The sequence below is a fragment of the Bacillus changyiensis genome, assembly GCF_027706145.1.
Lineage (GTDB): Bacteria > Bacillota > Bacilli > Bacillales > Bacillaceae > Bacillus > Bacillus changyiensis.
The window spans coordinates 187849-212410 of the sequence record NZ_JAQFWW010000002.1 but is presented as its reverse complement, the minus strand read 5'-3'; the positions used below and the strand labels follow the sequence as shown (position 1 = coordinate 212410).

The following is a 24562-nucleotide window of genomic DNA, read 5'->3' as shown; positions in this document are numbered from 1 at the left end:
AAAAAACGGCTGCTAGATGCGGCCGTTTCCCTCTAAGAATTCAGTATATCCTTTTGAATGTACTCGGTCAGCTGATCCACTTCCTTTTGGACTACTTCAAACTCATGCAAAACAAGTAACATCCCTTTAATGATTGCTTTTTTTGGCGTTTGTTTTTTCAATTCTTCTTTTAAAATAGTCAGGCTTTCCAGCAGTTCTGAAGGAGGATCGCTGTTAAACCATTTTTCTACTTTGATTTGCATTTCTTGAATGAGCGTATCTTTTAGGGGATCCAATCTGGAGAAAGGACCGAACCACTTGTCCGCCATTTCATTGGATATTACTGGACTTTCACTTCGTTTCATCATTCCTGTTGCTAAATCATCAATACAGTTAAGGATATGATCAGCAAGAAGGTGGAGATCAAAAGAATGATGTAATAAAACCATTAATTCAAGATAAACTTCGCTCATTCCATCAATCAAAAAACACAATTCTGCACTATAGGGTTCAATGTTTTCTCCGTAAATATTCTGGATATTTTCTTTATGAAGCTTGAGGGTAGTTGTCCGCATTTTTTTAGCAAATGCCTCAATTTCCTCATTGTATGGCAGTGGCTGCTCTCTATATTGCATCATAATAAACTCTTTATGGTCAAAAATGTTTTTGAAAAAAACGATCAGTTGTTTTCTGTAGACAGTCCGTGGGTTATCATGTTCTGTTTGAATTTTATGAATTCGGGAAAAGACTTTATCATAGTAATAATGTAGGACTGAAAGGAGAAGCGCTTCTTTCGATTTAAAGTAAATATAAAAAGCACCTTTAGAGATTTGGCATTCTTTTGCAATTTCTTGTACTGAAGTTGCATTATAGCCTTTTTTAGCAAATAGTTTAATAGCTGTTTCAATAATGACTCTTTCTTTTTGTTTCATGGTCTTCACCTTCCTGAATGGATGGAGTTCCAAATTTACCGGGTATGACTGGCTAGTCACTTCATGGCTTATGTCACAATTTTAATTAGATTGTAACTTGTTTTTTTGTTTGATATTCTTTATATTATAAAGTAAGGTGACCAAGTGGTCAAAAATAGTTGAGAAAGGGTGAAATTTGATGAAAGAAATCGATGGAATGATCAGCCGTCTGCGCAGTCAGGGGATTAAGGTAGATAAAGTAAAATACCCCAAACATCTGCTGGCAGAAAAGAAATGGATGAAACATCCAAAAAAAGCTGTAAAACCAAATTACAGTGGTTTTAATGGTTATTCATTTATATAAAAAAAGACTGCAACCAATGACAGTCTATTGTTTTGGAACGGTTATCAAATAATAAACACCGGTTTGGTCATTATGAATCTCCATATTTGCATGATGGAGTGTTAAAATTCGTTTAACGATACTAAGTCCAATTCCAAATTCGCCTTTCTTCCCTTTATTAAAAGGCTCATATAGATTGGATAGCATCTCTTTTTCAATGTGAGGACCATCATTTTTTATTTTGATGGAAATACATGTTTTTGTCGATTTCATACTAACCTCGACGATAGACTCTGCATAACGGATTTGGTTTTCAAGAACGTTTTCCATAAGCTTGCTCCATTGCTCTTGATCACCAGTCATCATTGTGCTTTTTTCCAGTTGTACCTTCCAACTTAATTCTTTTCTAGACCATTTCAAACGTTCAATCACTTCTTTTATCACTTCTTGTATATTAAAACTTCCATAATGCCTTTCCTGTTTTAACAAGTAATCAAGTTTTGTGAGATAAAGTAAATCTTTTATTTTCTTTTCTAGTTTTTCAGCTTCGCCTTCAATTACTTGAATGGTATTTTCCAAATCTCCTTTAGGATAGATGCCATCTTTGATTGATTGTGTATATCCGCGGATGACCATCACAGGTGTTTTTAAGTCGTGAGAAATATTTTGTAGAAGCGTTCGCTCTGTTTCATCTTTTTGAATGAGTTTTTGCCGCATATCTTCAATCGTATGGCCGAGCTTTCCGATTTCATCTTCTCTATCAACCACAACTGGATCATCCCAATCTTGTGTCGAAATACGCTTAACGTGTTTTTCAAGTGTGACTAAAGGTTTGGATAAATATTTTGCCAGCCATATGGAAGGTATCCAGCTGAGCAAAATGACACCAATTAAAATAAATAAAAGCTGTTTAAACAGCGTAAACGATAAATCATCTCTGTATGAATCAAGGGCATATGATAACAGAAGATATGTTTGATGATCAGTTGGAATTTTCTTTAGTACAAAGAAAACATACTCCCCATCCACCTTTTCAGAGTACCTTTTTGACTCTGATTCCTGATTCTTCCCAAGTGTTTGAACTTTTTCTATAAATGAACGAGGGAGAACCTGTGGATATTGAGTTCCGTTCTCTGGGAGGATGATATGTTGTACATAGCGGTTGGCACTGCGTGAACCGTTTCCATCATCAAACCCCCTTTCAAGAGAACGAGAAAAGCTATATTCGGTTAGGACATGCTGTTCATTTTCAATATTTGTATAGATTTCATCTGTAAAAAAGTTTCGCAATGTAGTTGAAAATAAAATCAATAATAAAATAGAGATCGTTAATAATATCCCGCAGATTACCGTCCAAATTTGAAAAGCAAGTGACTTATTTTTCATGATTTTGACATCCTGTATCCAAACCCATAAATCGTTTCGATTTTTAGATGCGGCATTTTTTTTCGCAGTCTTCTCACAAGATCATCAACAACTCGATCAGTTCCGAAATAATCGTCTCCCCAGATTTCTGTCAAAATATCTTCCCTTGAGAAGGCTCGACCTTGATGATTCGTGAAAAAAAGCAAGAGATCAAATTCTTTTGATGTCAGACTAATCATTTTGCCATTTTCATAAACTTCTCTCAAATCTTCGTTGACTTCATATGAAGAAACTGTGATTCTTTTTTTCTGAGTTTCGTCTTTGTAAATGAGCTTAAGAAGCTTTTGAACACGGATGATCAGTTCCCTAGGGAGAAAAGGCTTGGAAATATAATCACTGCTTCCAAGTTCAAGTCCAAGAACCCTGTCAATATCCGCATCACGTGCTGAAATGAAAATAACAGGGACATTACAATCATGATTTTTTATTTGTTTTATTAGCGTATACCCATCGATATCTGGTAACATAATATCGAGAATCCATAAATGAGGCGACTGACAAATATATGGTTGGGCGCTTTCACCATTTAGAAAAGAAGTGACGTGCCAACCTTCATTCTCCAAATATTTTGTCAGCAGCTCATTTAAATTCTCCTCATCTTCAACTAGATAAATGGTATATGACAATCGGGTTCACATCCTTTCTCTACGTCATTATACTAGTTTTAACATAAGTCTGGTCCATTTTCATAATTTCACATATTTTTTTAATATTTATCCCATAACATTTGTGTAGGCTATCATTAGGGAAGAAAGGTAGCAATATTGAATGGAACATTTTTTAATGATAGTTAAAACTTTTGCCATAAAAAATAGTTGAAGACAAGAATAATAAAGGAAGTGTACGCTTATGGACTTAAAAAACAATGATGAAGGAAACAATGAAAATAAGCAGCCATTAGATGAGCTTAAAATATCGCAAGCAGAAAGTTCTGAAGAGCACGTTGCAGAGGAACAGGCCGAAAACTCAGAAACGATTGGGAGTCAATCAAGCATTTCTCAACAAGAGACAGCAGTAGCACTGGAGAATTCCAGAGAGACAAGAACTGTAAAAGAAAAACGGCGGATCGCATCATGGATGAGCCCGATTTTAGGAGGGATTATTGGAGGCGGTCTTGTTTTGGGTGTCATGCCTTTTTTGCCTCATGATCATCAGGAGCAGGCTGTCAGTTCAGAAAAACCAAAACAAGAGGAGAATTTTACATCTAAACCGATTACAGATGCGGATAATTTTGCCGATATGGTCAAAGATTTAGAGTCAACGATTGTTGGAGTTTCAAACATCCAATCTAGTTTTGGCTTTTCTGAAGATGAAATCGAGCAAGGCGGAACAGGCTCAGGCGTTATCTTTAAAAAAGAGGGGAATAAAGCCTATATTATTACGAACAACCATGTAGTTGAAGGTGCCTCAAAGGTCAAAATCTCTTTGTTTAACGGAAAAACAGTAGAGGCTAAAATCGTCGGCAGTGATGCTTTAGCAGATCTAGCTGTTTTACAAATTAATTCAAAAGGTGTCGACAAAATTGCAAGTTTTGGTGATTCTTCAAAGCTGCGTGCTGGTGAGAAAGTGATCGCCATTGGTAACCCACTCGGTCTACAGTTTTCCAGAACTGTTACACAAGGAATTATTAGTGGTGTAAACCGAACAATCGAAGTCCCTACATCTGAGGGGCAATTTGAAATGAATGTCCTCCAAACAGATGCAGCGATTAATCCAGGAAACAGCGGTGGTCCATTGATTAACAGTAGCGGACAGGTAATCGGTATTAACAGCTTAAAGATCAGTGAAAGCGGTGTTGAATCACTTGGCTTCGCAATCCCAAGTAATGATGTTCGTCCCATTGTTGATCAGCTTCTGAATAAAGGAAAAGTAGAGCGGCCATATTTAGGTGTCCAAATGGTTGATATGGATCAGGTTCCTGAGCAATACCAAAAGAATACACTCAGCCTCTTTGGAGATCAGTTGAACAAAGGTGTATATGTCGATAAAGTGGCATCAAAATCACCGGCGGAAAAAGCGGGTATAAAATCTAGCGATGTCATCGTGAAGATGAATGGAAAAGCGATTAAAACAACTGCTGATCTCAGAAAAATTCTTTACACAGAAACTAAAACAGGTGACAATGTTACATTTGAAGTGTTAAGAGACGGAAAGAAAAAAACGTTGAAGGCAAAGCTAACGAAGAGCAAATCTTAAACGATAAGCCATGGCAGATTGCCATGGCTTGTCAACATTACTCATTTAAAAATGAAGAAAGCATCCAAACTTGTTTATCGATTTCTTCTGTTAAGCCAATTAAAATGTCGGCAGTAGCATGATCTGATTTTTCTTCGGCAAGTTTAATTGAATCTTGAGTTTCCTTGTAAATCTTGCGGTAATCACTGATTAATGAAGATACCATGTCATCTGCTGTTTTTTCTGTTCCACAATCTGAAATTGTACCGTGCTCAAGAAATTGTTGCATTGAAGCAAGCGGTTGTCCACCGATTGCTAACAATCTCTCAGCGATTACATCAGCTGTTTCAGCGGCATGATTGTACAGTTCTTCAAATTTCTCATGTAGTGTAAAAAATTGTGGTCCTTTCACATACCAATGAAAACGGTGAAGCTTTGTGTAGAGGATGAACCAGTTTGATAGATTTGTGTTCAGAGTCGTTTCAAGTGTAAAGTTTTGTTGTGTTAACTGTTGTGTGATCATGTCCATACTCCTCCTCAAATTTTTGTTTCTTAACCATATTATATCACAGATTTATTTATAATCAATATTAAATTATAATAATTATAAATAAGTGCGACTGAATAAGAAAAGTGTATTTGCATGAAATAAAACTTGTCATTGGTTATAAACAATTGATAGAATTTATAAAGTGCTAAAAGTCCTATTTTTAGTTTTTGATTTTAGGGACGAAAGCATTATTCTAAAGGCAAGGTGAGACAATGGCTAAAAAAATCCTTTTGTTGAGTGCTTTACTATGTATGACTATGCTTATACACAAGTCCGCTCAAGCTGGAGACCAAAATGACTTTCATATTGAAAGTGAATCTGCAATTTTAATTGATGCAAAATCCGGACAAGTTGTGTTTAAACAAAACAGCAACAAAAAAATGTATCCTGCCAGTATAACAAAAATTGCTACAGCCATTTATGCGATTGAAAAAGGGAATTTAAAAGATAAAGTTAAAATTAGCAAAAAAGCAGCTGATACAGAAGGGACAAGTGTATATTTGGAAGAAGGAGAAACAGTTCCATTAAAACGGTTGCTTCAAGGATTATTAATGAATTCAGGTAATGATGCTGCAACGGCGATTGCTGAATATGTGAGTGGTAGTGATAAAAAGTTTGCAGATGAGGTAAATGCATTTGTGGCAAAACGGGCTGGAGCACATGACACTCATTTTACAAATCCACACGGGTTGTTTGACAAAAATCACTATACAACAGCCGCTGATATGGCCAAAATCACAAGATATGCCATGAAAAACAAAACCTTTCGAGAACTTTTTTCGAAAAAGCAATTGGCTTGGAAGGGAAAAACATGGAAAACAACATTGAAAAATCATCATCGAATGTTGACAGGAGAGATTCATTTTCAAGGAATAACCGGTGGGAAAACCGGGTATGTTGATCAATCAAAACACACGCTAGTGACAACGGCTACACAAGGTGATCTCGATTTGATAGCAGTTGTTATGAAAGCTGATAGCCACAAGATGATGTACAATGATACAAAAACACTTTTAGCTGGAGGTTTCAATCACTTTGAAACTGTTGCATATCAAAAAGGTAAACAGTTTAAAGACCAGGATGGAAAACGACTTGATCTGAAAAACCGCTTATTTGTCACAAAAAAGAAAGGGGAAACAATATCAGAAGTGTTAGACCGCGATGGCACACTGAATATAAAAGGAGAGGATGGACGGCTCATTCAATCTGTGAATATTAGAGCTCATTCTCAAAACGGAGGGTTATCTGCTGATCGAGCTGCTGTACATGAAGGAGAGCCTCTTAAAAGCGGCGGACTTTTCCTGTTTTTAACCGGTTTTTTTGGCTTATTGGCGATAAGTTATGTAGTGAAAAAACTGAGACAATTATAGGGCGCTAGGCGTCCTTTTTTTACATAAAAGGAAATTGTATCTTATAATATAATTATTATGGTAAAGGGGGATGGGAAATGGCTTTACAAGATACGTGGGATCTGGATGTTTTCTTTGAAGGTGGAAGTAATGCTTCAAGCTTTCAACGTTACTTAAGTGAGATTAAAAACTTAATTGCTTCTTTTAGAGAAAAAGCGACTACTTTTGATAAAGAACTGACAGGCATAGTTGAGTTTATGGAGGAACTTGATGTTAAAATTCGGCAAGCACACTCTTTTGTCAGTTGTTTGCAAGCCCAAGATACAACAGATTTAAAAGCAAACACTCTTAAGTTTGAAGTAACCCAGCTTTCTGCAGAATTTAATAAAGTTTTGGTCATTGTCGACAGCAAATTGGCTGAAATACCAGAAACAGACTGGAATACGATTCTTAAGGAAAAAGAGTTTTCTGAGGTAGCTTATGTACTAAATGAGAGAAGAATGAGGGTCAAAGAAAAGCTTGGAGTGGAACAGGAAACTTTGATTCAAGGGCTATCTGTCGATGGCTATCATGCATGGGGCAGTTTGTATAACAGTATTATGAATCAAATCCAAATTCCATACGAAGAAAACGGGAGAACGCAAATTCTCTCAGTTGGACAGGCTGAGAACTTGACTTCTAAGCCGGACCGGAACATCCGTCAATCTGTTACGAAAAACCTTGATCATGCTTGGGAACAACATGCTGACTTGTTAAGTAGCACACTTAATCATCTCGCTGGTTTCAGATTAAATGTGTATAAGGCAAGAGGCTGGAATAATGTATTGAAAGAACCGCTTAACATCAATCGGATGAAGCAAGAAACCCTGGATGTCATGTGGAAAGTGATTATCGATCATAAACAGCCTTTTGCAGATTATCTTAAGCGAAAGGCGTCTCTTCTAGGACTAGAGCGATTAAGCTGGTATGACTTGAAAGCACCACTTGGGGAAAATACTAAGGAATACTCGTTTGATGAGGCTGCCCATTTCATAGTTGACCAGTTTGAAACATTTGGAGAAAAGCTGTCAGTCTTTACAGAAAAAGCATTTAAACATAGATGGATTGAGGCTGAGAATAGGAGCGGTAAACGGTCTGGCGGTTTTTGTAGCAATTTTTCGGAAAGTGGTCAATCGAGAATATTCATGACGTTCTCTGGCAGTGCTGATAATGTATCAACTTTAGCACATGAGCTTGGTCATGCATTTCACCATGAAGCGATTCGTAATGTGAGACCACTGAACAGGGCATATGCGATGAATGTAGCTGAAACTGCATCGACTTTTGCTGAAATGATCGTGGCTGATGCTGCATTAAAACAGGCTACTTCAGAGCAGGACAAACTCGTGCTTCTAGACGATAAATTACAGCGCAGTGTTGCATTTTTCATGAATATTCATGCTAGGTTTTTGTTTGAAACTCAGTTTTATGAAGAACGCAAAAATGGTGTCGTCCCTGTTAACAAACTGAATGAGCTGATGGAAGAGGCGCAAAAAGAAGCGTATTGCGGGGCACTAGGTGAGTACCATCCTTATTTTTGGGCTTCGAAACTCCATTTTTATATTACTTCTGTGCCGTTTTACAATTTTCCTTATACATTCGGTTATTTGTTTTCACTCGGTATATATGCCATGGCCTTAAAAGAAGGACGGAGTTTTGAAGAAAAGTACATCGCTCTTTTAAAAGATACAGCTTCAATGTCAGTTGAAGATTTGGCCATGAAACATCTCGGCGTTGATTTGACGAAACCGGACTTTTGGGAGAATGCAATCCAACTTGCTGTTCAGGATGCCAAAGAATTTTTAGCCATCACTTAAATCTATCTGCATGAGTTTTAGCAAACGGGAAATAGCTAAGAATAATGTCCATATAGGAGCTGAACTGTATGAACTTATTGAAAATCACCTGTTTTGCTATACTCATCATCTTGACAGGTTGTCAAACGGCAGTTGAAAAACCTTCAGAACGGCAGAATGAGGATACACCTGTTACAGATATTAAAGCCGTACCCTTTGCTGAGTTTACGCTTAAGGTGAATTATGGGAATGGAAAACATAATACTTTCAAAGCGAAATATCATAAACAGGAGGGTGAGGTTGCGGAGATTGAAGATCAGTTGAATGATGTGAATCGAGAAGGGGAAGAAGCTTTACATGAAATGAAAATGATTTTAAGTGAGCTTTCAATAGCCAAATCTGATGCAGATCGTACAGTCATCCGTCATGTACTTGAAGCTTTTAATCTTGATGACGGCTATGATCAGTTCCAACTACAAGTCAAATGGCCTGATGGAACTTCAAGAGTATGTACAGGCAAAGAATAAAGGAGGCATTTCCAAGGGGAATTGCCTCCTTTCCTCATGTACTTTAAGATTTCAAAAAGTATTTTTCGATATCATCAAGAAACAGGTAAGCCGCTTTTACACCGCCAGCGGTATTCCAGATCGCATCATCAACTTCATGCGCGTTTTTCGATTTTACAGCATCCAGCTTTTTCCATAACGGATCACTTGTCCAATCATTTTGCCATGTTAAAGCCTCTTTTTTACTTTCAGCAGGTTTATATGTGAAGTAAAACAGGATGTCACCATCCATCTCTGGAATTGATTCTTTGTTTTCCGTCATAAAAGCAAACTTATCAGCTTGTTTTTTAAACAGCTTTTCCTGTTTTTCAGGATATTGAAAACCGAGTTGTTCTAAAATAATTCCGGAGAATGAATCTTTATAATAAATCCTTGATTGACCAGCCATAAATCTGACAACCGCTACTCGTTTCTTTTTCTGATCGCCAAGCTTTGCACTTAATTCTCTGACATTATGATCAAAATCTTCTAAAATTTCTTTACCTTTTTCTTCTTTATTTACCGCTTTTGCATAGAGAGAAAAATTGTCTTTCCATTCACCGCGAAGTGTTTCTGAGAAAACGGTTGGCGCAATCTTTTTTAGCTTATCATATATTTTTTCGTGCCTCATTTTATTACCTATAATTAAATCAGGATGCAATTCGGCAATCGCTTCAATGTTTGGCTCTCCTTCAAGCCCGACTTCTTTAACACCTTTCATGTCAGCTTCAATATGCTTATACCATGGATGACCTGTCCAAGACTTTACAGCACCTACAGGTTTAATCCCTAGTTCCAATAAAGCTTCTGTTCCTTCATTTGTTAGAACCACTACTCTTTTTGGCTGAGCAGGTGCCTTATCCTCTGTACCCATGGCATGTTTAACAGTGATTGTTTCTTCGCTGTTTGAAGCCGCTTCTTTTTTGCCACTGTTGCAGGCTGTAAGTATTGAAATCACTAATATCGTGATAAATCCCAACATTGACCATCTTTTCATCGTTGTCCTCCTTAGAATGTAAGTCTCATCATGATCATAAATTTTCAGCTATCATGTTGTCAATCTTTAATTGAAAATGATTTTCAAAATCAATGTTATCTGATACAATAACCAATAGATATGGAGTTCAAGTAGGAGAATCATGTATGCGTTTAAGAACGAATAAATATAGAACAATCGCACTATTAGCTTTTATTTTGCTTCTAACCTTCTCCATTTGCGCCAGTATCGTATATGGATATACAAATACATCATGGACAATGTCCATTAAAGCTTTTACAGACTTTAACGGCTCTAATGAACATCTCGTCTTAAAAAATGTCCGTTTGCCACGTGCCCTGATTGCTGCCACTGTTGGTGCTGCTCTCGGTGTTAGCGGTGCTTTAATGCAGGCGTTAACAAAAAACCCACTTGCTTCACCAGCTCTTTTCGGTGTGAATGCAGGAGCCGGCTTCTTTGTAGTCGGAGCCCTGTTTTTCTTTCATATTAGCTCACTTCAAACGATCGCGTGGATTTCTTTTTTTGGCGCAGCATTTGCTGCATTGATCGTCTATTTTGTCGGTTCCCTTGGTAGGGAAGGCATGACTTCACTAAAGCTTACTCTTGCTGGAGCTGCATTGGCCGCATTATTTTCATCGTTAACGCAAGGAATGCTTTCCGTTAATGAAGCAGCACTTGAGCAGGCATTATTTTGGCTGGCTGGTTCTGTTCAAGGGCGAGATCTTAACTTACTCATTTCTGTTTCACCATATCTTTTAGCAGCATTCATCATTAGTTTTTTGGTAGCTGAGAAGGTTAATGTGTTGACGATGGGAGAAGATGTAGCTAAAAGCCTTGGGCAGAAGACATGGATGATAAAAGTGCTGATGGCACTTTCAATTATATTACTTGCCGGTGGTGCTGTGGCTGTGGCTGGACCGATAAGCTTTATCGGAATTGTCATACCTCATGTTGCAAAATATATTGTTGGCCATGACCATCGCTGGATTCTCCCATACTGTGCTGTGTTGGGGGCAATTTTACTCGTTACTGCTGATATTGGAGCTAGGTACTTGATCATGCCTGAAGAAGTGCCAGTCGGCGTTATGACAGCCATTATCGGAACACCCATTTTTGTATTTATTGCAAGAAGGGGGTTCAAAAATTGAAGAATTATCGCACAATCCGAATGAAAGAAGGCAGTTTTTCAATTTTAATTCATCGCAAAGCTTTGTTAACGTTCATGATCTTATTTCTGCTAACAGCTTGTGTTATTATACTCAGCGCGGGGATTGGTGAACGGTTTATTTTTCCGGATGCCGTCATGAAGACTTTTCTGGGGATTGGGGATCCGGGGGATGAACTGATCATTACCTCTTTCCGAATGCCGCGGATATTAATAGCTTTGTTTGCTGGTATTTGTCTGGCCGCGGCAGGTTCGATACTTCAAGGGCTGATTCGTAACCCTCTAGCTTCACCTGAAATTATTGGTGTTACGGGCGGAGCATCTGTAACTGTTGTCTTGTTTTTCATGTTATTTTCAAATCAAAACAATGCGCTTACAGTCAGTATCAACTGGCTACCTGTCGCTGCGTTTATTGGTGCGGGTTTTGCTGGGATACTTGTTTATCTTTTGTCTTATCAAAAAGGTGCTTCAACTTTTAGGCTAGTTTTGATTGGAATCGGGTTTTCAATGCTTGCCCAGTCTTTGACAACTGTCTTGATGATAAAAGGACCAATATATAGAATGTCCCAAGCAAATGTCTGGATTACTGGATCAGTGTATGGATCAAACTGGAGTGATGTGCTCATTTTGATACCGGTAACGCTTGTCCTTTTTCTGATTTGCGCCGGTGTTTCAAGAAATGTGAACATTCTGACGCTTGGAGACGAATTGGCAACTGGTGCTGGAAGTCATGTCGAGAAACATCGTTTTTGGCTCCTGCTACTTAGTACGGCCTTTGCCGGAGTTGCTGTTGCTTTTTCCGGAACTATCGGTTTTGTCGGTCTGATGGCTCCGCATATTGCAAGAAGGCTAGTCGGTTCTTCATTCGGCGCCCTCTTGCCGATTGCATCATTAATTGGAGGTTTATTGGTGTTGATTGCTGATCTGATCGGGAGAACCCTGTTTTCTCCTGTTGAAGTGCCTGCTGGTGTGTTCACTGCTGCGATCGGTGCCCCTTACTTTATCTACTTGCTAATAAAAAGCAGAAACTAATAAAAGGAGAGATTTCATTTATGAGTGCCATTTCGACAGAAACGTTAAGCTTAGGTTATGGAGAAACAATGATTATTGATGAATTAAACTTAACGATCCCAAAAGGTGAAATCACTGTATTTATTGGCAGTAATGGCTGCGGTAAATCAACTCTCCTTCGCTCGCTTGCACGTTTGCTGAAACCAAAAGGCGGTTCTGTCCTGTTGGAAGGAGACTCTATTTCTAAACTACCAACTAAGGAGGTCGCCAAAGAACTGGCCATTCTTCCTCAAGGGCCTGCAGCTCCAGAAGGATTAACTGTCCTTCAACTCGTCAAACAGGGACGTTATCCTTATCAAAATTGGCTTAAACAATGGTCAGTTAAAGATGAAGAAGCTGTTCAAAATGCTTTAAAGTCAACCAATATGGAAGAGCTGGCTAACCGTACAGTTGACTCACTATCAGGTGGCCAGCGCCAACGTGCTTGGATCGCGATGACGCTTGCTCAGGAAACCGGTATTATTTTATTGGATGAGCCAACTACATATTTGGATATGACCCATCAAATTGAAATTCTCGATCTTCTTTTTGAATTAAATGAACATGAAAAACGCACAATTGTCATGGTGCTCCATGATTTGAATCTTGCTTGTCGTTATGCCCATCACCTAGTGGCCATTAAGGATAAGCAAATCTATGCGGAAGGAAGACCAGAAGCAATTATTGACTGTCAGCTTGTGCAAGATGTTTTTGAAATGAACTGTGAAGTGACAAGAGATCCGCTTTTTGGCACACCACATTGTATTCCATATGGAAGAGGCAGGTGTATCGTCCAGCAGGTCGCTCAATCTCATGCATAATTTCATATCATGGGAAGTCTACGCTTCGTTTTCGCTGCGTAGGCTTTTTATTGTTTGTAAGGATGAGGATATCGGTGTGTGTGGAATTATGACATCTAGAAAATGGGAAATTATGATTGAATTCTTCAAAAAGTGTCACGCCAGCGTGATACTTTTTGATTAAACACAACACCAGACAATTTTAATGCTATCATAATAACAGATCGTGACGATGATACAGGAAATAAATATTGAAAATATCAACTGAACTGACAGACTTGACAAAAACTCTATTAGCTAAACGGAGGACATATCATGATTGAATTACAGGGGAAATACAATTCAGCAAAAGTATTTACAGACAATTTAGATCAAAAAGCTATGGGACAGATTATAGAGTTATGTAATCAGTCTTTTGTTGAAGGCAGCCAAATTCGAATTATGCCTGATACACATGCAGGAGCAGGTTGTACAATCGGAACAACGATGACAATTAAAGATAAAATCGTGCCAAATCTTGTTGGGGTTAACTAAGTCGGCTCCAACTTTAAAAAACTCGCTCAATTGCTGGAAACCTGACCGTGTAGTGACGAAGGCAATCAGCAGCCAGAGGTTATGGTGACATAACCAAATGGTTCAGAGACTTGTACCAAGTTAGCAGACTTAGGTGCAGAATGATTCCATATTAGTGAAATGGTAATACTGATGCTCAATGATTAGATCAAATGTATCATTGGAAGGTCACTCAATTTATAGAATCATTAACACGGCGAGCCTATAGTAGGAGCTGCATACTCCGATGACTGTAGTGAAGGTATAGTCCACTCCCTAAGAAATTAGAGGATCAAGTACGATATTGGCTGTGGGATGTCACTCGCTGTCATTGATCAACATAAAGATGACGTCAATTTTGATCAACTAGATGAAGTTATTCAAAAACATATCCCTAGTGGATTCAGGATCAGAAATCAAAAACATCGGTTTGCAAGTTTGGTCAATATTGATGATGTCCAGGCTCCAATTAATAGAGGACGTGCAGAGAGGTCAATTGGAACACTTGGAGGAGGCAACCATTTTATTGAATTGAATGAATGGGATGATAAAGTAGCAATTGTTATTCATAGTGGTTCCCGAAACTTGGGGAAACAAATTGCAGAATATTATCAAGATCTAGCTTATCAAGAACTAATGGAAATGAAAGATATAAAACAAGAAGGACGCGTAAGTGAAATTCAAGAAACACTAAACTCAATGAATAGCCCCAAAATACAAAAGGCTTTAGCGTATTTAGAAGGTGATTCCTTTGCAGCTTATATGCATGATATGGCAATTGCACAAAAATATGCAGATTTAAACCGCAAAGCAATGATTGAAGAGATTGTACGGCATATGGAGTGGCATATCATTGATGAATTCACAACCATTCATAACTATATTGATATAGAAAACATGATTTTACGTAAAGGGGCAATCTCAGCACAAAAAGGGGAACGAGTCATTGTTCCAATGAATATGAGGGATGGTAGTTTAATTGCGGAAGGAAAAGGAAACCCAGACTGGAACTACTCAGCGCCTCATGGTGCAGGACGCTTGATGTCTAGGTCAAAAGCAAAAGCGAACTTATCACTACATGAGTTTCAGTTGACAATGAAAGAGGTTTGGAGTACTTCTGTTGTATCTGAAACACTCGATGAAAGTCCAATGGCATACAAACCAATGGAAGAAATCATCACCAATACAGAAAACGCCTTATCAATTCAAAAAATCATTAAACCTCTTTATAATTATAAAGCTCACTAAATGTAAAGAAACCGGATTTTTTCCGGTCTCTACTATTGATTATTTTGATATGGTGATTGGTTTTGAAGGGTAGACTGAAACTGCTGATAAGTTTGCTCAATTTTCATTGCGTCTTCAGCTTCAATGTTGTACCAACCATATTGAAACATCATATCGTATAATCTTCGCTGTGTATTTTGCGCTTCATGAAAAAGAGGCTGTATCTTTTGATAAAGCGTCTCATGGCTCAGTTCATTCAGTGCAGTAGAATATGAAGATGTGATATATTTTTCGGTTGTTAGTAATTCATTGACAAAATCTCGGTCATTCATGGCGCTTGTATTAGGTACAGGTGTTTCTTGATTGCCGATTTTTTGTTGATTCATGATAGGCCTCCTATTGCATATAGACTGTTTGGTTTCCGCTTTGATTTGAACGGAGCTGTTCCAAGATCGTATTGTAATGGTTATGATGCATTTGTCCTGTCCGCTCAAGTTCTGTTTTTAGGGACTGGTCTTGACATTGCTCAGCCATAAAATGGGCTTTTTTCATGGCAAGCAAATTCCAGTTCAACATATCTTTTAAGTACAAATGATCTTTTGTAGAAATGACAGACGGTGGGGTTGTCATTTGTTGTTGATTTTGCATATTCATTCTCCTTTACCTTTTAAAATCATGTTTTGTTTTATTCATGGTCATGACCGCCCATATACTCTTTTTTATACTGCTGGTTCTGGCTTGACTGTTTACCTCCGGCATCTTCCTTTTTGTAATCAGGACCTGCATTTCCCTTCATAGCGGCTGCGCTGATTGCAGCTGCAGAAGGATTTTTTCGTTCGCGTACCATGCCGTCACCTCCTCATGTATAGAATGTCCAAAAAGTTTTGAAACATGTTATTGGATGGTGGCAATATAAATATTGCTATTACGTCATTTCACACTTGGTGTCTTAATATAACAAGTTTGCTGTGATTTTCTATTACATTCGCTCAAACTCATTGTGTGTGATACCCCAAAGGTCGAATGAATTTTTAAAAGAAACCATCTTTCAAATTATAAAATCATTTTAAGAATTAAATATCAGGAAAGAAGACGGTGTATTGTATAAGTTATCATTCCAGTACTAACTGGATATCAATCAACAGAATATCATAAAGAGGGACAAAGCATTGTGGGCTATATTATGCTCAAAGAAGGAGTAGAGTAATCCTTGTTGAGAGTAAGAATCACCCCAAAAAAGAGCATTATGATTTAACAAAAAAAGAGCTTCTTGAAAAGTATAAAAACAACGTGATATTGTTGGGGATTAGTGAAATAAAAAACAAAGAAAACATCAAAAAGAGGCAGAAAGTAAAAGTATGGTTTCAAGTGCTTAAAGAATCAAACCCGCCTCAAGCAACAATTTATAAATTTTAAAAATTGTAAGAATATAGTTAGTAATATTCGTTTGATTTTAAAAGGGCTCCTGTTATAGACATGTTACGCTAATTTCTAAAAAATTTCTGAAATTTTCCTCAAGGCTATTGAACTTGATTCAAAAATCTTTTAAGATGGTAGAAGACAGGGGAGTTTATTTTTTTTAAGCAAAAATGAATGAGTATTCATTCAAAGGTAGGGAGGATCTTTCATGGTCAAGCATATTCGAAAAGCCGCTGTTATTGGATCCGGAGTGATGGGATCGGGAATTGCAGCGCATTTAGCCAATATTGGCATTCCTGTTTTATTGCTCGATATGGTTCCAAGAGAACTCACGAAAGAAGAAGAGAAAAAAGGACGCACCCTTCATGACCCTGATGTGCGAAATCGGTTGACTCAGACAGCAGTAAAAAAGCTGTTTAAACAAAAACCGGCTCCGCTTACTTCTAAGAAAAACATCAGCTATATTACAACGGGAAATATGGAAGATGATTTTGAAAAAATAAAAGAAGCTGACTGGATTATTGAAGTTGTTGTTGAAAATCTGGATGTTAAAAAGCAAGTGTTCGCCAAAGTTGACCAGTACAGAAAGCCGGGCAGTATCGTGAGTAGTAACACCTCAGGTATTTCCGTTAAACAAATGGCGGAAGGACGATCTGTAGATTTTAAAAAGCATTTTTTAGGGACACACTTTTTTAATCCCGCTCGCTACTTGAAATTGCTTGAAGTTATTCCAATAGATGAAACAGATCCAGAAGTATTGTGCTTCATGAAAGGATTTGGCGAGGATGTGCTTGGAAAAGGGGTCGTTGAAGCGAAAGACACACCAAATTTTATTGCCAATCGCATTGGAACATATGGCCTCCTTGTTACAGTTCAGGAAATGCTTAAAGGCGGATATACAATAGGTGAAGTCGATTCGATTACAGGGCCTCTCATCGGACGTCCGAAAAGTGCGACATTCAGAACACTTGATGTCGTCGGTCTTGATACATTCTCCCATGTAGCTAAAAATGTTTATGATCAAGTTGAAGGAGAAGAGAAGAAGATTTTCCGGATACCAGAGTTTGTCGAAAAAATGCTGGAAAATGGCTGGATTGGTAGTAAAGCAAAGCAAGGTTTTTATAAAAAAGAAGGAAAAGACATTTTTGAGCTTGATCCAATGACAATGACATATGGAGAGCGAAAAAAATTAAAAACACCTGGTCTTGAAGCTGCCAAACAGCTAAAGGGCAATGGAGCAAGAATGAAAGCGCTTATCTATTCGGATGATAAAGCGGGTATTTTGCTTTGGAAAACCACAGCGCCAACACTTGTTTATTCAGCAGCCTTGACTGGTCAAATCGCTGACACCGTAGTAGCAGTTGATAAGGCGATGAAATGGGGATTTGGTTGGTCACAGGGGCCGTTTGAAATCTGGGACAGCATCGGTGTGAAAGAATCTGTTCAAAAACTTGAAGCTGATGGATGGCAAGTAGCGAACTGGGTCAAAGAAATGCTTAAAAAAGGGCATAAATCTTTTTATTTAAGAGAAAATGGCAGAACCTTTTTCTATGATATCGAGTCTGGCGAATACCGGGCTTTAGAAGAAAATAAGAAAAATATTTATCTTTCTTCGATCAAAGAGACAAAAGGTGTCATCAAAAAAAATAGCGGTGCTAGTTTAATAGATTTAGGCGATGATGTAGCACTATTAGAATTTCATTCAAAAAGCAATGCAATCGGGCTAGATATCATTCAAATGCTGAAATATGCACTTGATGAAGTGGATGCCAATTATAAAGGGCTAGTCATTGGAAATCAAGGCAAGAACTTTTGTGTCGGTGCTAACCTAGCTATGATGCTCATGGAAGCTCAGGATGATAATTTTATGGAAATTGATATGATCATCCGCCAATTCCAGCAGACGATGCTGAAAGTGAAATACAGTTCTAAACCAGTAGTCGCAGCACCATTTGGAATGACACTTGGAGGGGGAACTGAGGTATGCCTCCCTGCTGCACGTGTTCAAGCCTCAAGTGAAGCCTATATGGGTCTTGTTGAAGTTGGTGTTGGCTTGATCCCAGGAGGCGGAGGTAATAAAGAACTGTATTTGAACCACTTAAAAGGGTTCCCAGAAGGGATGTCTGTCGACCTTCAACAGGCAGCAAACCAAACATTTGAAAAAATTGCAATGGCGAAAACGTCCACTTCAGCCCATGAAGCAAGAGAACTCAATATTTTAACTGTGCAAGATCAAATTAGTATGAATCAGGATCACCTCTTATATGATGCTAAATCGCTTGTACTGACACTTCACGAAAATGGCTATCGTCCGCCAGTGAAACAAAAAGTTCCGGTTACTGGTGAAACGGGTTATGCTGCTCTCCTGCTTGGAGCAGAGGCTTTTAAACTATCCGGGGCCATTTCTGATCATGATATGACAATTGCAAAAAAGTTGGCATTTGTGATTGCCGGCGGCAGAGTTTCTTTTGGAACAGAAGTATCAGAAGAATATTTACTAGACTTGGAAAGAGAAGCTTTTCTGAGCCTTGTGGGTGAACAGAAGTCTCAGGCAAGAATGCAGCATATGCTTGTAAAAGGCAAACCTTTGCGTAATTAGGAGGGATAAAATGAGAGAGGCAGTCATTGTGTCGGGAGCTCGAACCCCGATTGGAAAAGCAAAAAAAGGTTCATTGAGAACAGTACGTCCCGATGACTTAGGTGCGCTCACTGTTAAAGAAACATTAAAAAGAGCGGGCAAATATGAAGGGAACATTGATGATTTAATTATTGGCTGTGCTACCCCAGAAGCTGAACAAGGCTTAAATATGGCGCGGAACATTGGGGCACTAGCAGGTCTGCCTCACACAGTGCCGGCCGTTACCATTAACAGATACTGTTCTTCAGGACTTCAATCAATTGCATATGGAGCCGAAAAAATCATGCTTGGGGCAGCGGACACGGTCATTGCCGGTGGAGCAGAATCAATGAGTATAGTCCCGATGATGGGCCATAGTATCAGACTAAATTCCGCGTTAGCAGAAACGGCTCCTGAATATTACATGAGTATGGGGCATACTGCTGAACAAGTTGCCATTAAATATGGTGTTTCCCGGGAAGATCAAGATGCTTTTGCTGTTAGCAGCCATCAAAAAGCGGCTAAGGCAATTGCTGAGGGAAAATTTTCTGATGAAATTGTCCCGGTTGAAGTTACACTCAGACATGTTGATGAAAATCATAAATTAAAAGAACAAACGTTTACATTTGCTACTGATGAAGGCGTAAGACCAGGGACAACTAAAGATGTCCTTGCAAAATTAAGGCCCGCTTTCTCTGCGAAAGGTACGGTCACTGCAGGGAATTCTTCGCAAACAAGTGATGGAGCGGCTGCGTTGATGATTATGGACAAAGAAAAAGCAGATGCACTTGGGTTGGCACCGCTTGCTAAATTCCGTTCCTTTGCGGTTGGCGGCGTTCCACCGGAAGTGATGGGAATCGGTCCGATAGAAGCAGTACCGCGTGCATTGAAGATAGCAGGTCTAGAATTAAAAGATATTGGCTTATTTGAATTGAATGAAGCATTTGCTTCGCAATCCATACAAGTCATTAGAGAGCTAGGCATTGATGAAGAAAAAGTAAATGTAAATGGCGGAGCAATTGCATTAGGGCATCCACTCGGCTGTACAGGGACAAAGCTGACACTTACACTACTTCATGAAATGCGACGGAGAAGCGAGCAATTTGGAGTTGTAACAATGTGTATTGGTGGCGGTATGGGAGCAGCAGGAGTATTTGAGTTAGTTTAAACATAAAGGGGATGGGAACATGGAAACAACAAAGGATCAAATGAAAAAAGGCGGCGCCTTTTTAATAGAAGAGGTCACACCTGATCAAATGTTTACACCGGAAGACTTCACAGAAGAACATAAGATGATTGCGAAAACAACAGAAGATTATATTCTTGGTGATGTTCTGGAACATGTTGATGAAATTGAAGAACACAACTTTGATCACTCTGTCAGACTTCTAAAAAAAGCGGGGGAACTAGGACTTCTTGGTGCGGATGTTCCTGAAGAGTATGGTGGATTTGGTCTTGATAAGATTAGCTCAGCTTTAATCACTGAGAAATTCTCAAGAGCAGGCAGTTTTTCATTGTCATATGGAGCACATGTTGGAATTGGGACATTGCCAATTGTTTTCTTTGGTACACATGAGCAGAAGAAAAAATATCTTCCAACACTAGCATCAGGTGAAAAGTTTGCGGCATATGCCTTGACTGAACCGGGATCTGGTTCAGATGCACTGGGAGCAAAAACGACAGCAGTCTTAAATGAAGCAGGAACACACTATATACTGAACGGAGAAAAACAATGGATTACAAACTCCGCCTTTGCTGATGTGTTTGTTGTCTATGCGAAAATTGATGGAGAACATTTTTCAGCTTTCATTGTTGAAAAAGACTACCCTGGTGTCTCAACTGGACCGGAAGAGAAAAAGATGGGGATTAAAGGATCTTCCACCCGGACACTCATTTTAGATCAGGTACAAGTACCGAAAGAAAACCTTTTAGGAGAACCGGGAAAAGGACATGTCATCGCTTTTAATATCCTCAATATCGGTCGCTATAAATTAGCTGTCGGAACCATTGGGGCTTCTAAACGTGTGATTGAATTGTCAGCTGCTTATGCCAATCAACGCCGTCAATTTAAGACACCGATTTCCCGTTTCAGCTTAATCGGTGAAAAAATTGCCAATATGGCTTCAAAATTATATGCGATGGAAAGCTCTGTCTACCGGACAGTCGGACTTTTTGAAGATAAGATGGGAATGCTGTCTGAAGAAGAGCAAAAAGATGGTAGACAAGTGGCAAAATCGATTGCTGAATATGCGATTGAGTGCTCACTGAATAAAGTGTTTGGATCTGAAACACTTGATTATATAGCTGATGAAGGGGTCCAGATCCATGGTGGATATGGATTCATGCAAGAATACGAAGTAGAGCGGGCGTATCGTGATTCCCGAATTAACCGAATATTTGAAGGAACCAATGAAATCAACCGCCTTATTGTTCCAGGAACTTATTTGAAAAAAGCAATGAAAGGAGAACTCCCACTATTAGAGAAGGCTAAGGCATTGCAGGAAGAGCTGATGATGATGATGCCTGAAGAACCGGGTGACGGCGTGTTAGAGCAAGAAAAATATATCCTGAAAAACGCTAAAAAAATCGCACTTTTAGTCTCAGGTTTAGCTGCACAGAAATATGGCAAGGATCTTGAAAAGGAACAAGAAATTCTTGTCAACATCGCCGATATCGTTAGTCAAGCATATGCGATGGAATCAGCTATTTTAAGAACTGAAAAAGCAATTTTGGCTGAAGGAGAAGAGAAAAACCGTCAAAAGATCCTTTATACACAAATATTTACACAGGAAGCTCTTTACGAGATTGAAAGCCATGCGAAAGAATCGATCATTGCTACACAATCAGGAGATACGCTACGGATGATGCTTTCCGCTCTTCGAAAACTGACACGCTTTACACCTGTCAATGTCATTGAGAAAAAACGCTTGGCGGCTAAAGGTGTATTTGAAGCAGAAAAATATATCGTTTAACAATAAGAGAAAACCCTGCTTTTGTAAGCGGGGTTTTTTAGCTATGAATAGCTAAGCAACGTCTTAGGTTTTTAAAAAGATCTATGTTAAAATAGCCTCGGATAAATGATAAGGGGTGAATATATGGCACTGGACTTTTATTGGTACCCGAAGTGCGGAACATGCCGAAAAGCGAAAAAATGGCTTGAAGACAACGGAAGAGAAGTACATGATATACATATCGTTGAACAGCCACCGAGCAAAGAGAAATTAAAAGAGCTTTATCAAAACAGCGGTCTTAACCTGAAAAAGTTTTTCAACACAAGCGGGCAAAAATATCGAGAACTTGGTTTAAAAGATAAGCTACCACAAATGTCTGAAGATGAGCAACTTGAATTGCTTGCTTCTAATGGAATGTTGATTAAACGTCCAATTGTAACAGATGGTCAGAAGGTGACAATCGGTTTTAATGAAAATCAGTTTAAGACATACTGGTTATAGTGGATTATATTATGGTATCTTCAAGATAAGCTTAATTAATTATATATGGAGGGGTAAACATGAGCACACCAAAAGAATTACGTTATTCTGAAGAACATGAATGGGTTAAAACAGAAGGGGATACAGTAAGAATCGGTATTACAGATTTTGCCCAGTCAGAGCTTGGTGATATCGTTTTTGTTGAACTGCCTGAAGTCGGGGATGAGATTCAAGCAGACGAGCCTTTTGGAAGTGTAGAGTCTGTTAAAACTGTTTCTGAATTATATGCTCCAATTAATGGGAAAGTCATTGAAATCAATGAGGAATTAGAAGACAGCCCTGAATTTGTCAATGAATCTCCTTACGAAAAAGCATGGATGATTGTCGTTGAGCCAGCTGATTCAACTGAAATCGACAAACTGATGACCGCTGAACAATATGATGACATGATAAAAGAAGACTGATTGATAAGAAACTCTTACAGAATGGTTCATTTAAAAAAGAGGTATGGCATCCATCACGTCATGCCTCTTTTTTAAATTTTCAGGTATTCACTGACCGCCAAAAGGATATGGGTAAACGTCAAATTAAAACCGACGGATATTTACTTCATGATGTTTTCTGTCTAAATAATATACTGAAGACTAATGTTTACAGATGCCAAACAAAGATATTTGCTAATCGGTTAATTGTAAAATTGAGGAAAGTGTAAATGATAAAAAGGCAAGAAGTTTTCTTTGAAAGAATCAATTTACAGATTTGTAAACTTATCAATATAAAACGTTAACATATGTCACCGTCATGTGGAATGGTGCAGTTTTTGATCATCGATTTGCAACGCTTTCTTACTTAACTACGATAACTCTCACTACGTTTTTTACTCTAAAAGATACTTTGAATAAAATGTAATAAATAACCACAGTCTTATAGACAAGCGGTAAGGCAATGGACGTGAATTTCTTTATGAGGTTGTGATGAAATGACGGAATCGAAAAAAGTTGTCATTGTCGAAGGGAAATCTGATAAGTTTAAAATCAAACAGCTAATTGACGAACCTGTTGACATTATTTGTACAAATGGAACGATTAGTTTAACAAGACTTGATGAATTGGCTGAGGATCTATATGAAAAAGACGTTTATATTTTGGTAGATGCTGATGAGTCCGGTGAAAAACTCCGTAAACAGCTAAAGAGAGAGCTACCAGAAGCTTTTCACATATACATTGACAAAGTTTATAAAGAAGTCGCTTCTGCTCCAAACGATCATTTGGCAGATATTCTTTTAAGAGCAAATATTCGTGTATATGCAAAGTTTTTATAATAGAGGTGCTTAAGAAGATATGCAGGAACTTCAGGAACGGGAATTGCAAATGCTTAGTGATCAAACCTGTCTTTTATATCTATATACTCCTTTTTGCGGAACATGTCAGTTGGCAGGAAAGATGTTGGAAGTTGTTGACAATTTGATGATTGGGGTTCCATTTTATAAAAATAATCTAAATTATTCACCAACATTTGCAGAACAGCAAAAAATTGAAAGTGTACCGTGTCTTGTCTTTTATAAAAAAGGTCAAATCGTCAAAAAAGAAAACGCCTTTCACTCTGTTTCTTATTTATATGATATGATTAAACAAATTATTGCGGATTGAGGGTATCTTTGACATATTTCTTGGGAAATAAACCTTAAAACTTGTCGATCATTTCATAAAGGACTCCTGCTGGATAAAGAGAATCACTATGTATGACCAATTTAGAGGAGGTTATACAGTTGGAGAAAATAGAATTGATCGAAAAAGACAACCAAGCCGTTTTAAAACCTCTATTATCCACAACCGTTTTGTTTATTACATTTCAAGAAGAAAAAGAAGATTTCACACTTGCGATCAATGAAAAAGGAGAAATGAAAAAAATATTCTCAGTAGAAAAACCTCACTTGACTTTTTTAGGAGAGCGAAATGAAATCATTGATCTTCTTCATGGAGATATATCCTTACAACATCTTGTTGAACTCGGTACTGTAAAAGTAAAAGGCTCTTTTCGTGCATTATTAAAACTTGAAGCTATTTTGTGGCTGACAGACGGCTTTTTTAAAAACAGTAATCTTCATTTTTAAACACATGGGTCAATTATCCTATGAAAAAGGTTGACAACTATTTTTAGTCATGATATATTTCTCTTTAAGAATTCCGATC

Annotated in this window: 26 protein-coding genes and 1 pseudogene; 19 read left to right on the top strand and 8 right to left on the bottom strand. The window is 38.2% G+C overall.

The features are described 5' to 3' along the window. Positions 1 to 32: 32 nt before the first annotated feature. Positions 33 to 911 carry a TetR/AcrR family transcriptional regulator gene (locus tag PDT38_RS08380; protein WP_270800489.1) on the bottom strand — a complete coding sequence of 293 codons (879 nt, stop codon included), beginning with the start codon at positions 909 to 911 and terminating at the stop codon, positions 33 to 35. Between the two features lie 178 nt (positions 912 to 1089). Between PDT38_RS08380 and spxO the strand changes: the two genes are divergently transcribed. Beyond that, positions 1090 to 1254 carry an anti-adapter protein SpxO gene (gene spxO / locus PDT38_RS08375; protein WP_172297778.1) on the top strand — a complete coding sequence of 55 codons (165 nt, stop codon included), beginning with the start codon at positions 1090 to 1092 and terminating at the stop codon, positions 1252 to 1254. Positions 1255 to 1278: 24 nt separating this feature from the next. Here the strand turns inward: spxO and PDT38_RS08370 are convergent, their stop codons facing one another. Both PDT38_RS08370 and PDT38_RS08365 read right to left on the bottom strand, forming a co-directional pair. After that, positions 1279 to 2619, bottom strand: a complete 1341-nt coding sequence (locus tag PDT38_RS08370) for a sensor histidine kinase (RefSeq protein ID WP_270800486.1) — start codon at positions 2617 to 2619, stop codon at positions 1279 to 1281. Continuing rightward, on the bottom strand, positions 2616 to 3284 hold the full coding sequence (locus PDT38_RS08365) for a response regulator transcription factor (protein ID WP_270800485.1): 669 nt from the start codon (positions 3282 to 3284) through the stop codon (positions 2616 to 2618). Before PDT38_RS08365 ends, PDT38_RS08370 begins: the two co-directional genes overlap by 4 nt. A 223-nt stretch (positions 3285 to 3507) precedes the next feature. Between PDT38_RS08365 and PDT38_RS08360 the strand changes: the two genes are divergently transcribed. Next, entirely contained in the window at positions 3508 to 4854 is a 1347-nt protein-coding gene (locus PDT38_RS08360) for a S1C family serine protease (protein ID WP_270800483.1), read from the top strand. Between the two features lie 37 nt (positions 4855 to 4891). On the opposite strand, the gene PDT38_RS08355 is transcribed toward PDT38_RS08360, so the two are convergent. Next, positions 4892 to 5356 (bottom strand): Dps family protein, encoded by a 465-nt coding sequence (locus tag PDT38_RS08355; protein WP_270800482.1) that lies wholly within the window; start codon positions 5354 to 5356, stop codon positions 4892 to 4894. 239 nt (positions 5357 to 5595) lie between these two features. Here PDT38_RS08355 and PDT38_RS08350 point away from each other — a divergent pair, with 239 nt between their 5' ends. The 3 genes from PDT38_RS08350 to PDT38_RS08340 all read left to right on the top strand — a co-directional run bounded on the left by PDT38_RS08350 (position 5596) and on the right by PDT38_RS08340 (position 9094). Further along, positions 5596 to 6753, top strand: a complete 1158-nt coding sequence (locus tag PDT38_RS08350) for a D-alanyl-D-alanine carboxypeptidase family protein (RefSeq protein ID WP_270800481.1) — start codon at positions 5596 to 5598, stop codon at positions 6751 to 6753. A 77-nt stretch (positions 6754 to 6830) separates the two neighbouring features. Beyond that, complete coding sequence (locus PDT38_RS08345; protein ID WP_270800480.1) at positions 6831 to 8588, top strand: M3 family oligoendopeptidase; 1758 nt, start codon at positions 6831 to 6833, stop codon at positions 8586 to 8588. Positions 8589 to 8656: 68 nt separating this feature from the next. Further along, positions 8657 to 9094, top strand: a complete 438-nt coding sequence (locus tag PDT38_RS08340) for a YusW family protein (protein WP_270800478.1) — start codon at positions 8657 to 8659, stop codon at positions 9092 to 9094. A gap of 43 nt (positions 9095 to 9137) precedes the next feature. On the opposite strand, the gene PDT38_RS08335 is transcribed toward PDT38_RS08340, so the two are convergent. Then, complete coding sequence (locus tag PDT38_RS08335; RefSeq protein WP_270800476.1) at positions 9138 to 10109, bottom strand: ABC transporter substrate-binding protein; 972 nt, start codon at positions 10107 to 10109, stop codon at positions 9138 to 9140. A 146-nt stretch (positions 10110 to 10255) separates the two neighbouring features. Here PDT38_RS08335 and PDT38_RS08330 point away from each other — a divergent pair, with 146 nt between their 5' ends. The 5 genes from PDT38_RS08330 to PDT38_RS08310 all read left to right on the top strand — a co-directional run bounded on the left by PDT38_RS08330 (position 10256) and on the right by PDT38_RS08310 (position 14924). After that, positions 10256 to 11257: a FecCD family ABC transporter permease gene (locus PDT38_RS08330; RefSeq protein ID WP_270800474.1), complete on the top strand. Its 1002-nt coding sequence runs from the start codon at positions 10256 to 10258 to the stop codon at positions 11255 to 11257. Further along, positions 11254 to 12306 (top strand): FecCD family ABC transporter permease, encoded by a 1053-nt coding sequence (locus PDT38_RS08325; RefSeq protein WP_394356246.1) that lies wholly within the window; start codon positions 11254 to 11256, stop codon positions 12304 to 12306. Before PDT38_RS08330 ends, PDT38_RS08325 begins: the two co-directional genes overlap by 4 nt. Before the next feature lie 20 nt (positions 12307 to 12326). Then, positions 12327 to 13145: an ABC transporter ATP-binding protein gene (locus PDT38_RS08320; RefSeq protein WP_270800472.1), complete on the top strand. Its 819-nt coding sequence runs from the start codon at positions 12327 to 12329 to the stop codon at positions 13143 to 13145. A gap of 294 nt (positions 13146 to 13439) precedes the next feature. After that, positions 13440 to 13658, top strand: a complete 219-nt coding sequence (locus tag PDT38_RS08315; protein ID WP_270800471.1) for an RtcB family protein — start codon at positions 13440 to 13442, stop codon at positions 13656 to 13658. 333 nt (positions 13659 to 13991) lie between these two features. Next, complete coding sequence (locus PDT38_RS08310; RefSeq protein WP_270800469.1) at positions 13992 to 14924, top strand: RtcB family protein; 933 nt, start codon at positions 13992 to 13994, stop codon at positions 14922 to 14924. Between the two features lie 32 nt (positions 14925 to 14956). Here PDT38_RS08310 and PDT38_RS08305 read toward each other — a convergent pair whose 3' ends face one another. Genes PDT38_RS08305 through PDT38_RS08295 form a run of 3 tightly spaced genes read right to left on the bottom strand, consistent with a single transcriptional unit; the run spans position 14957 to position 15750 of the window. Then, a complete protein-coding gene (locus PDT38_RS08305) occupies positions 14957 to 15289 on the bottom strand; it encodes a spore coat protein (protein WP_270800468.1) in 333 nt (110 codons plus the stop codon). A gap of 10 nt (positions 15290 to 15299) precedes the next feature. Next, complete coding sequence (locus PDT38_RS08300) at positions 15300 to 15551, bottom strand: hypothetical protein (protein WP_270800466.1); 252 nt, start codon at positions 15549 to 15551, stop codon at positions 15300 to 15302. Positions 15552 to 15588: 37 nt separating this feature from the next. Next, complete coding sequence (locus PDT38_RS08295) at positions 15589 to 15750, bottom strand: YuzL family protein (protein ID WP_270800465.1); 162 nt, start codon at positions 15748 to 15750, stop codon at positions 15589 to 15591. 344 nt (positions 15751 to 16094) lie between these two features. On the opposite strand from PDT38_RS08295, the pseudogene PDT38_RS19415 reads away from it, so the two are divergent. The 9 genes and pseudogenes from PDT38_RS19415 to PDT38_RS08255 form a co-directional block, all read left to right on the top strand. Beyond that, a pseudogene (locus PDT38_RS19415) lies at positions 16095 to 16319 on the top strand (DUF3221 domain-containing protein); the annotation flags it as partial. 211 nt (positions 16320 to 16530) lie between these two features. After that, positions 16531 to 18921 carry a 3-hydroxyacyl-CoA dehydrogenase/enoyl-CoA hydratase family protein gene (locus PDT38_RS08290; protein WP_270800463.1) on the top strand — a complete coding sequence of 797 codons (2391 nt, stop codon included), beginning with the start codon at positions 16531 to 16533 and terminating at the stop codon, positions 18919 to 18921. 10 nt (positions 18922 to 18931) lie between these two features. Further along, positions 18932 to 20107, top strand: a complete 1176-nt coding sequence (locus PDT38_RS08285) for an acetyl-CoA C-acetyltransferase (protein ID WP_270800462.1) — start codon at positions 18932 to 18934, stop codon at positions 20105 to 20107. Between the two features lie 19 nt (positions 20108 to 20126). After that, on the top strand, positions 20127 to 21911 hold the full coding sequence (locus PDT38_RS08280) for an acyl-CoA dehydrogenase family protein (RefSeq protein ID WP_270800460.1): 1785 nt from the start codon (positions 20127 to 20129) through the stop codon (positions 21909 to 21911). A 123-nt stretch (positions 21912 to 22034) separates the two neighbouring features. Further along, complete coding sequence (locus PDT38_RS08275; protein ID WP_270800458.1) at positions 22035 to 22391, top strand: arsenate reductase family protein; 357 nt, start codon at positions 22035 to 22037, stop codon at positions 22389 to 22391. A gap of 59 nt (positions 22392 to 22450) precedes the next feature. After that, the gene (gene gcvH / locus PDT38_RS08270; protein ID WP_270800456.1) at positions 22451 to 22834 is read left to right on the top strand and encodes a glycine cleavage system protein GcvH; all 384 of its coding nucleotides are present in this window, start codon (positions 22451 to 22453) and stop codon (positions 22832 to 22834) included. A gap of 515 nt (positions 22835 to 23349) precedes the next feature. Beyond that, positions 23350 to 23691, top strand: coding sequence for a toprim domain-containing protein (locus tag PDT38_RS08265; RefSeq protein WP_270800454.1), 342 nt, complete (start codon positions 23350 to 23352; stop codon positions 23689 to 23691). Positions 23692 to 23710: 19 nt separating this feature from the next. Continuing rightward, on the top strand, positions 23711 to 24019 hold the full coding sequence (locus PDT38_RS08260; protein WP_270800453.1) for a thioredoxin family protein: 309 nt from the start codon (positions 23711 to 23713) through the stop codon (positions 24017 to 24019). Positions 24020 to 24138: 119 nt separating this feature from the next. Then, positions 24139 to 24483, top strand: coding sequence for a hypothetical protein (locus tag PDT38_RS08255; RefSeq protein WP_270800451.1), 345 nt, complete (start codon positions 24139 to 24141; stop codon positions 24481 to 24483). Positions 24484 to 24562: the final 79 nt, after the last annotated feature.

Excerpts from the sequence above, each read along its gene's own strand:
- PDT38_RS08315 (WP_270800471.1), top strand. The coding sequence starts at position 13,440 with ATGATTGAATTACAGGGGAAATACAATTCAGCAAAAGTATTTACAGAC.
- PDT38_RS08350 (WP_270800481.1), top strand. The coding sequence starts at position 5,596 with ATGGCTAAAAAAATCCTTTTGTTGAGTGCTTTACTATGTATGACTATG.
- gcvH (WP_270800456.1), top strand. The coding sequence starts at position 22,451 with ATGAGCACACCAAAAGAATTACGTTATTCTGAAGAACATGAATGGGTT.
- PDT38_RS08320 (WP_270800472.1), top strand. The coding sequence starts at position 12,327 with ATGAGTGCCATTTCGACAGAAACGTTAAGCTTAGGTTATGGAGAAACA.
- PDT38_RS08310 (WP_270800469.1), top strand. The coding sequence starts at position 13,992 with ATGTCACTCGCTGTCATTGATCAACATAAAGATGACGTCAATTTTGAT.
- PDT38_RS08280 (WP_270800460.1), top strand. The coding sequence starts at position 20,127 with ATGGAAACAACAAAGGATCAAATGAAAAAAGGCGGCGCCTTTTTAATA.
- spxO (WP_172297778.1), top strand. The coding sequence starts at position 1,090 with ATGAAAGAAATCGATGGAATGATCAGCCGTCTGCGCAGTCAGGGGATT.
- PDT38_RS08265 (WP_270800454.1), top strand. The coding sequence starts at position 23,350 with ATGACGGAATCGAAAAAAGTTGTCATTGTCGAAGGGAAATCTGATAAG.
- PDT38_RS08335 (WP_270800476.1), bottom strand. The coding sequence starts at position 10,109 with ATGAAAAGATGGTCAATGTTGGGATTTATCACGATATTAGTGATTTCA.
- PDT38_RS08290 (WP_270800463.1), top strand. The coding sequence starts at position 16,531 with ATGGTCAAGCATATTCGAAAAGCCGCTGTTATTGGATCCGGAGTGATG.
- PDT38_RS08275 (WP_270800458.1), top strand. The coding sequence starts at position 22,035 with ATGGCACTGGACTTTTATTGGTACCCGAAGTGCGGAACATGCCGAAAA.
- PDT38_RS08285 (WP_270800462.1), top strand. The coding sequence starts at position 18,932 with ATGAGAGAGGCAGTCATTGTGTCGGGAGCTCGAACCCCGATTGGAAAA.
- PDT38_RS08340 (WP_270800478.1), top strand. The coding sequence starts at position 8,657 with ATGAACTTATTGAAAATCACCTGTTTTGCTATACTCATCATCTTGACA.
- PDT38_RS08360 (WP_270800483.1), top strand. The coding sequence starts at position 3,508 with ATGGACTTAAAAAACAATGATGAAGGAAACAATGAAAATAAGCAGCCA.
- PDT38_RS08305 (WP_270800468.1), bottom strand. The coding sequence starts at position 15,289 with ATGAATCAACAAAAAATCGGCAATCAAGAAACACCTGTACCTAATACA.
- PDT38_RS08370 (WP_270800486.1), bottom strand. The coding sequence starts at position 2,619 with ATGAAAAATAAGTCACTTGCTTTTCAAATTTGGACGGTAATCTGCGGG.
- PDT38_RS08260 (WP_270800453.1), top strand. The coding sequence starts at position 23,711 with ATGCAGGAACTTCAGGAACGGGAATTGCAAATGCTTAGTGATCAAACC.
- PDT38_RS08300 (WP_270800466.1), bottom strand. The coding sequence starts at position 15,551 with ATGCAAAATCAACAACAAATGACAACCCCACCGTCTGTCATTTCTACA.
- PDT38_RS08345 (WP_270800480.1), top strand. The coding sequence starts at position 6,831 with ATGGCTTTACAAGATACGTGGGATCTGGATGTTTTCTTTGAAGGTGGA.
- PDT38_RS08295 (WP_270800465.1), bottom strand. The coding sequence starts at position 15,750 with ATGGTACGCGAACGAAAAAATCCTTCTGCAGCTGCAATCAGCGCAGCC.
- PDT38_RS08330 (WP_270800474.1), top strand. The coding sequence starts at position 10,256 with ATGCGTTTAAGAACGAATAAATATAGAACAATCGCACTATTAGCTTTT.
- PDT38_RS08380 (WP_270800489.1), bottom strand. The coding sequence starts at position 911 with ATGAAACAAAAAGAAAGAGTCATTATTGAAACAGCTATTAAACTATTT.
- PDT38_RS08355 (WP_270800482.1), bottom strand. The coding sequence starts at position 5,356 with ATGATCACACAACAGTTAACACAACAAAACTTTACACTTGAAACGACT.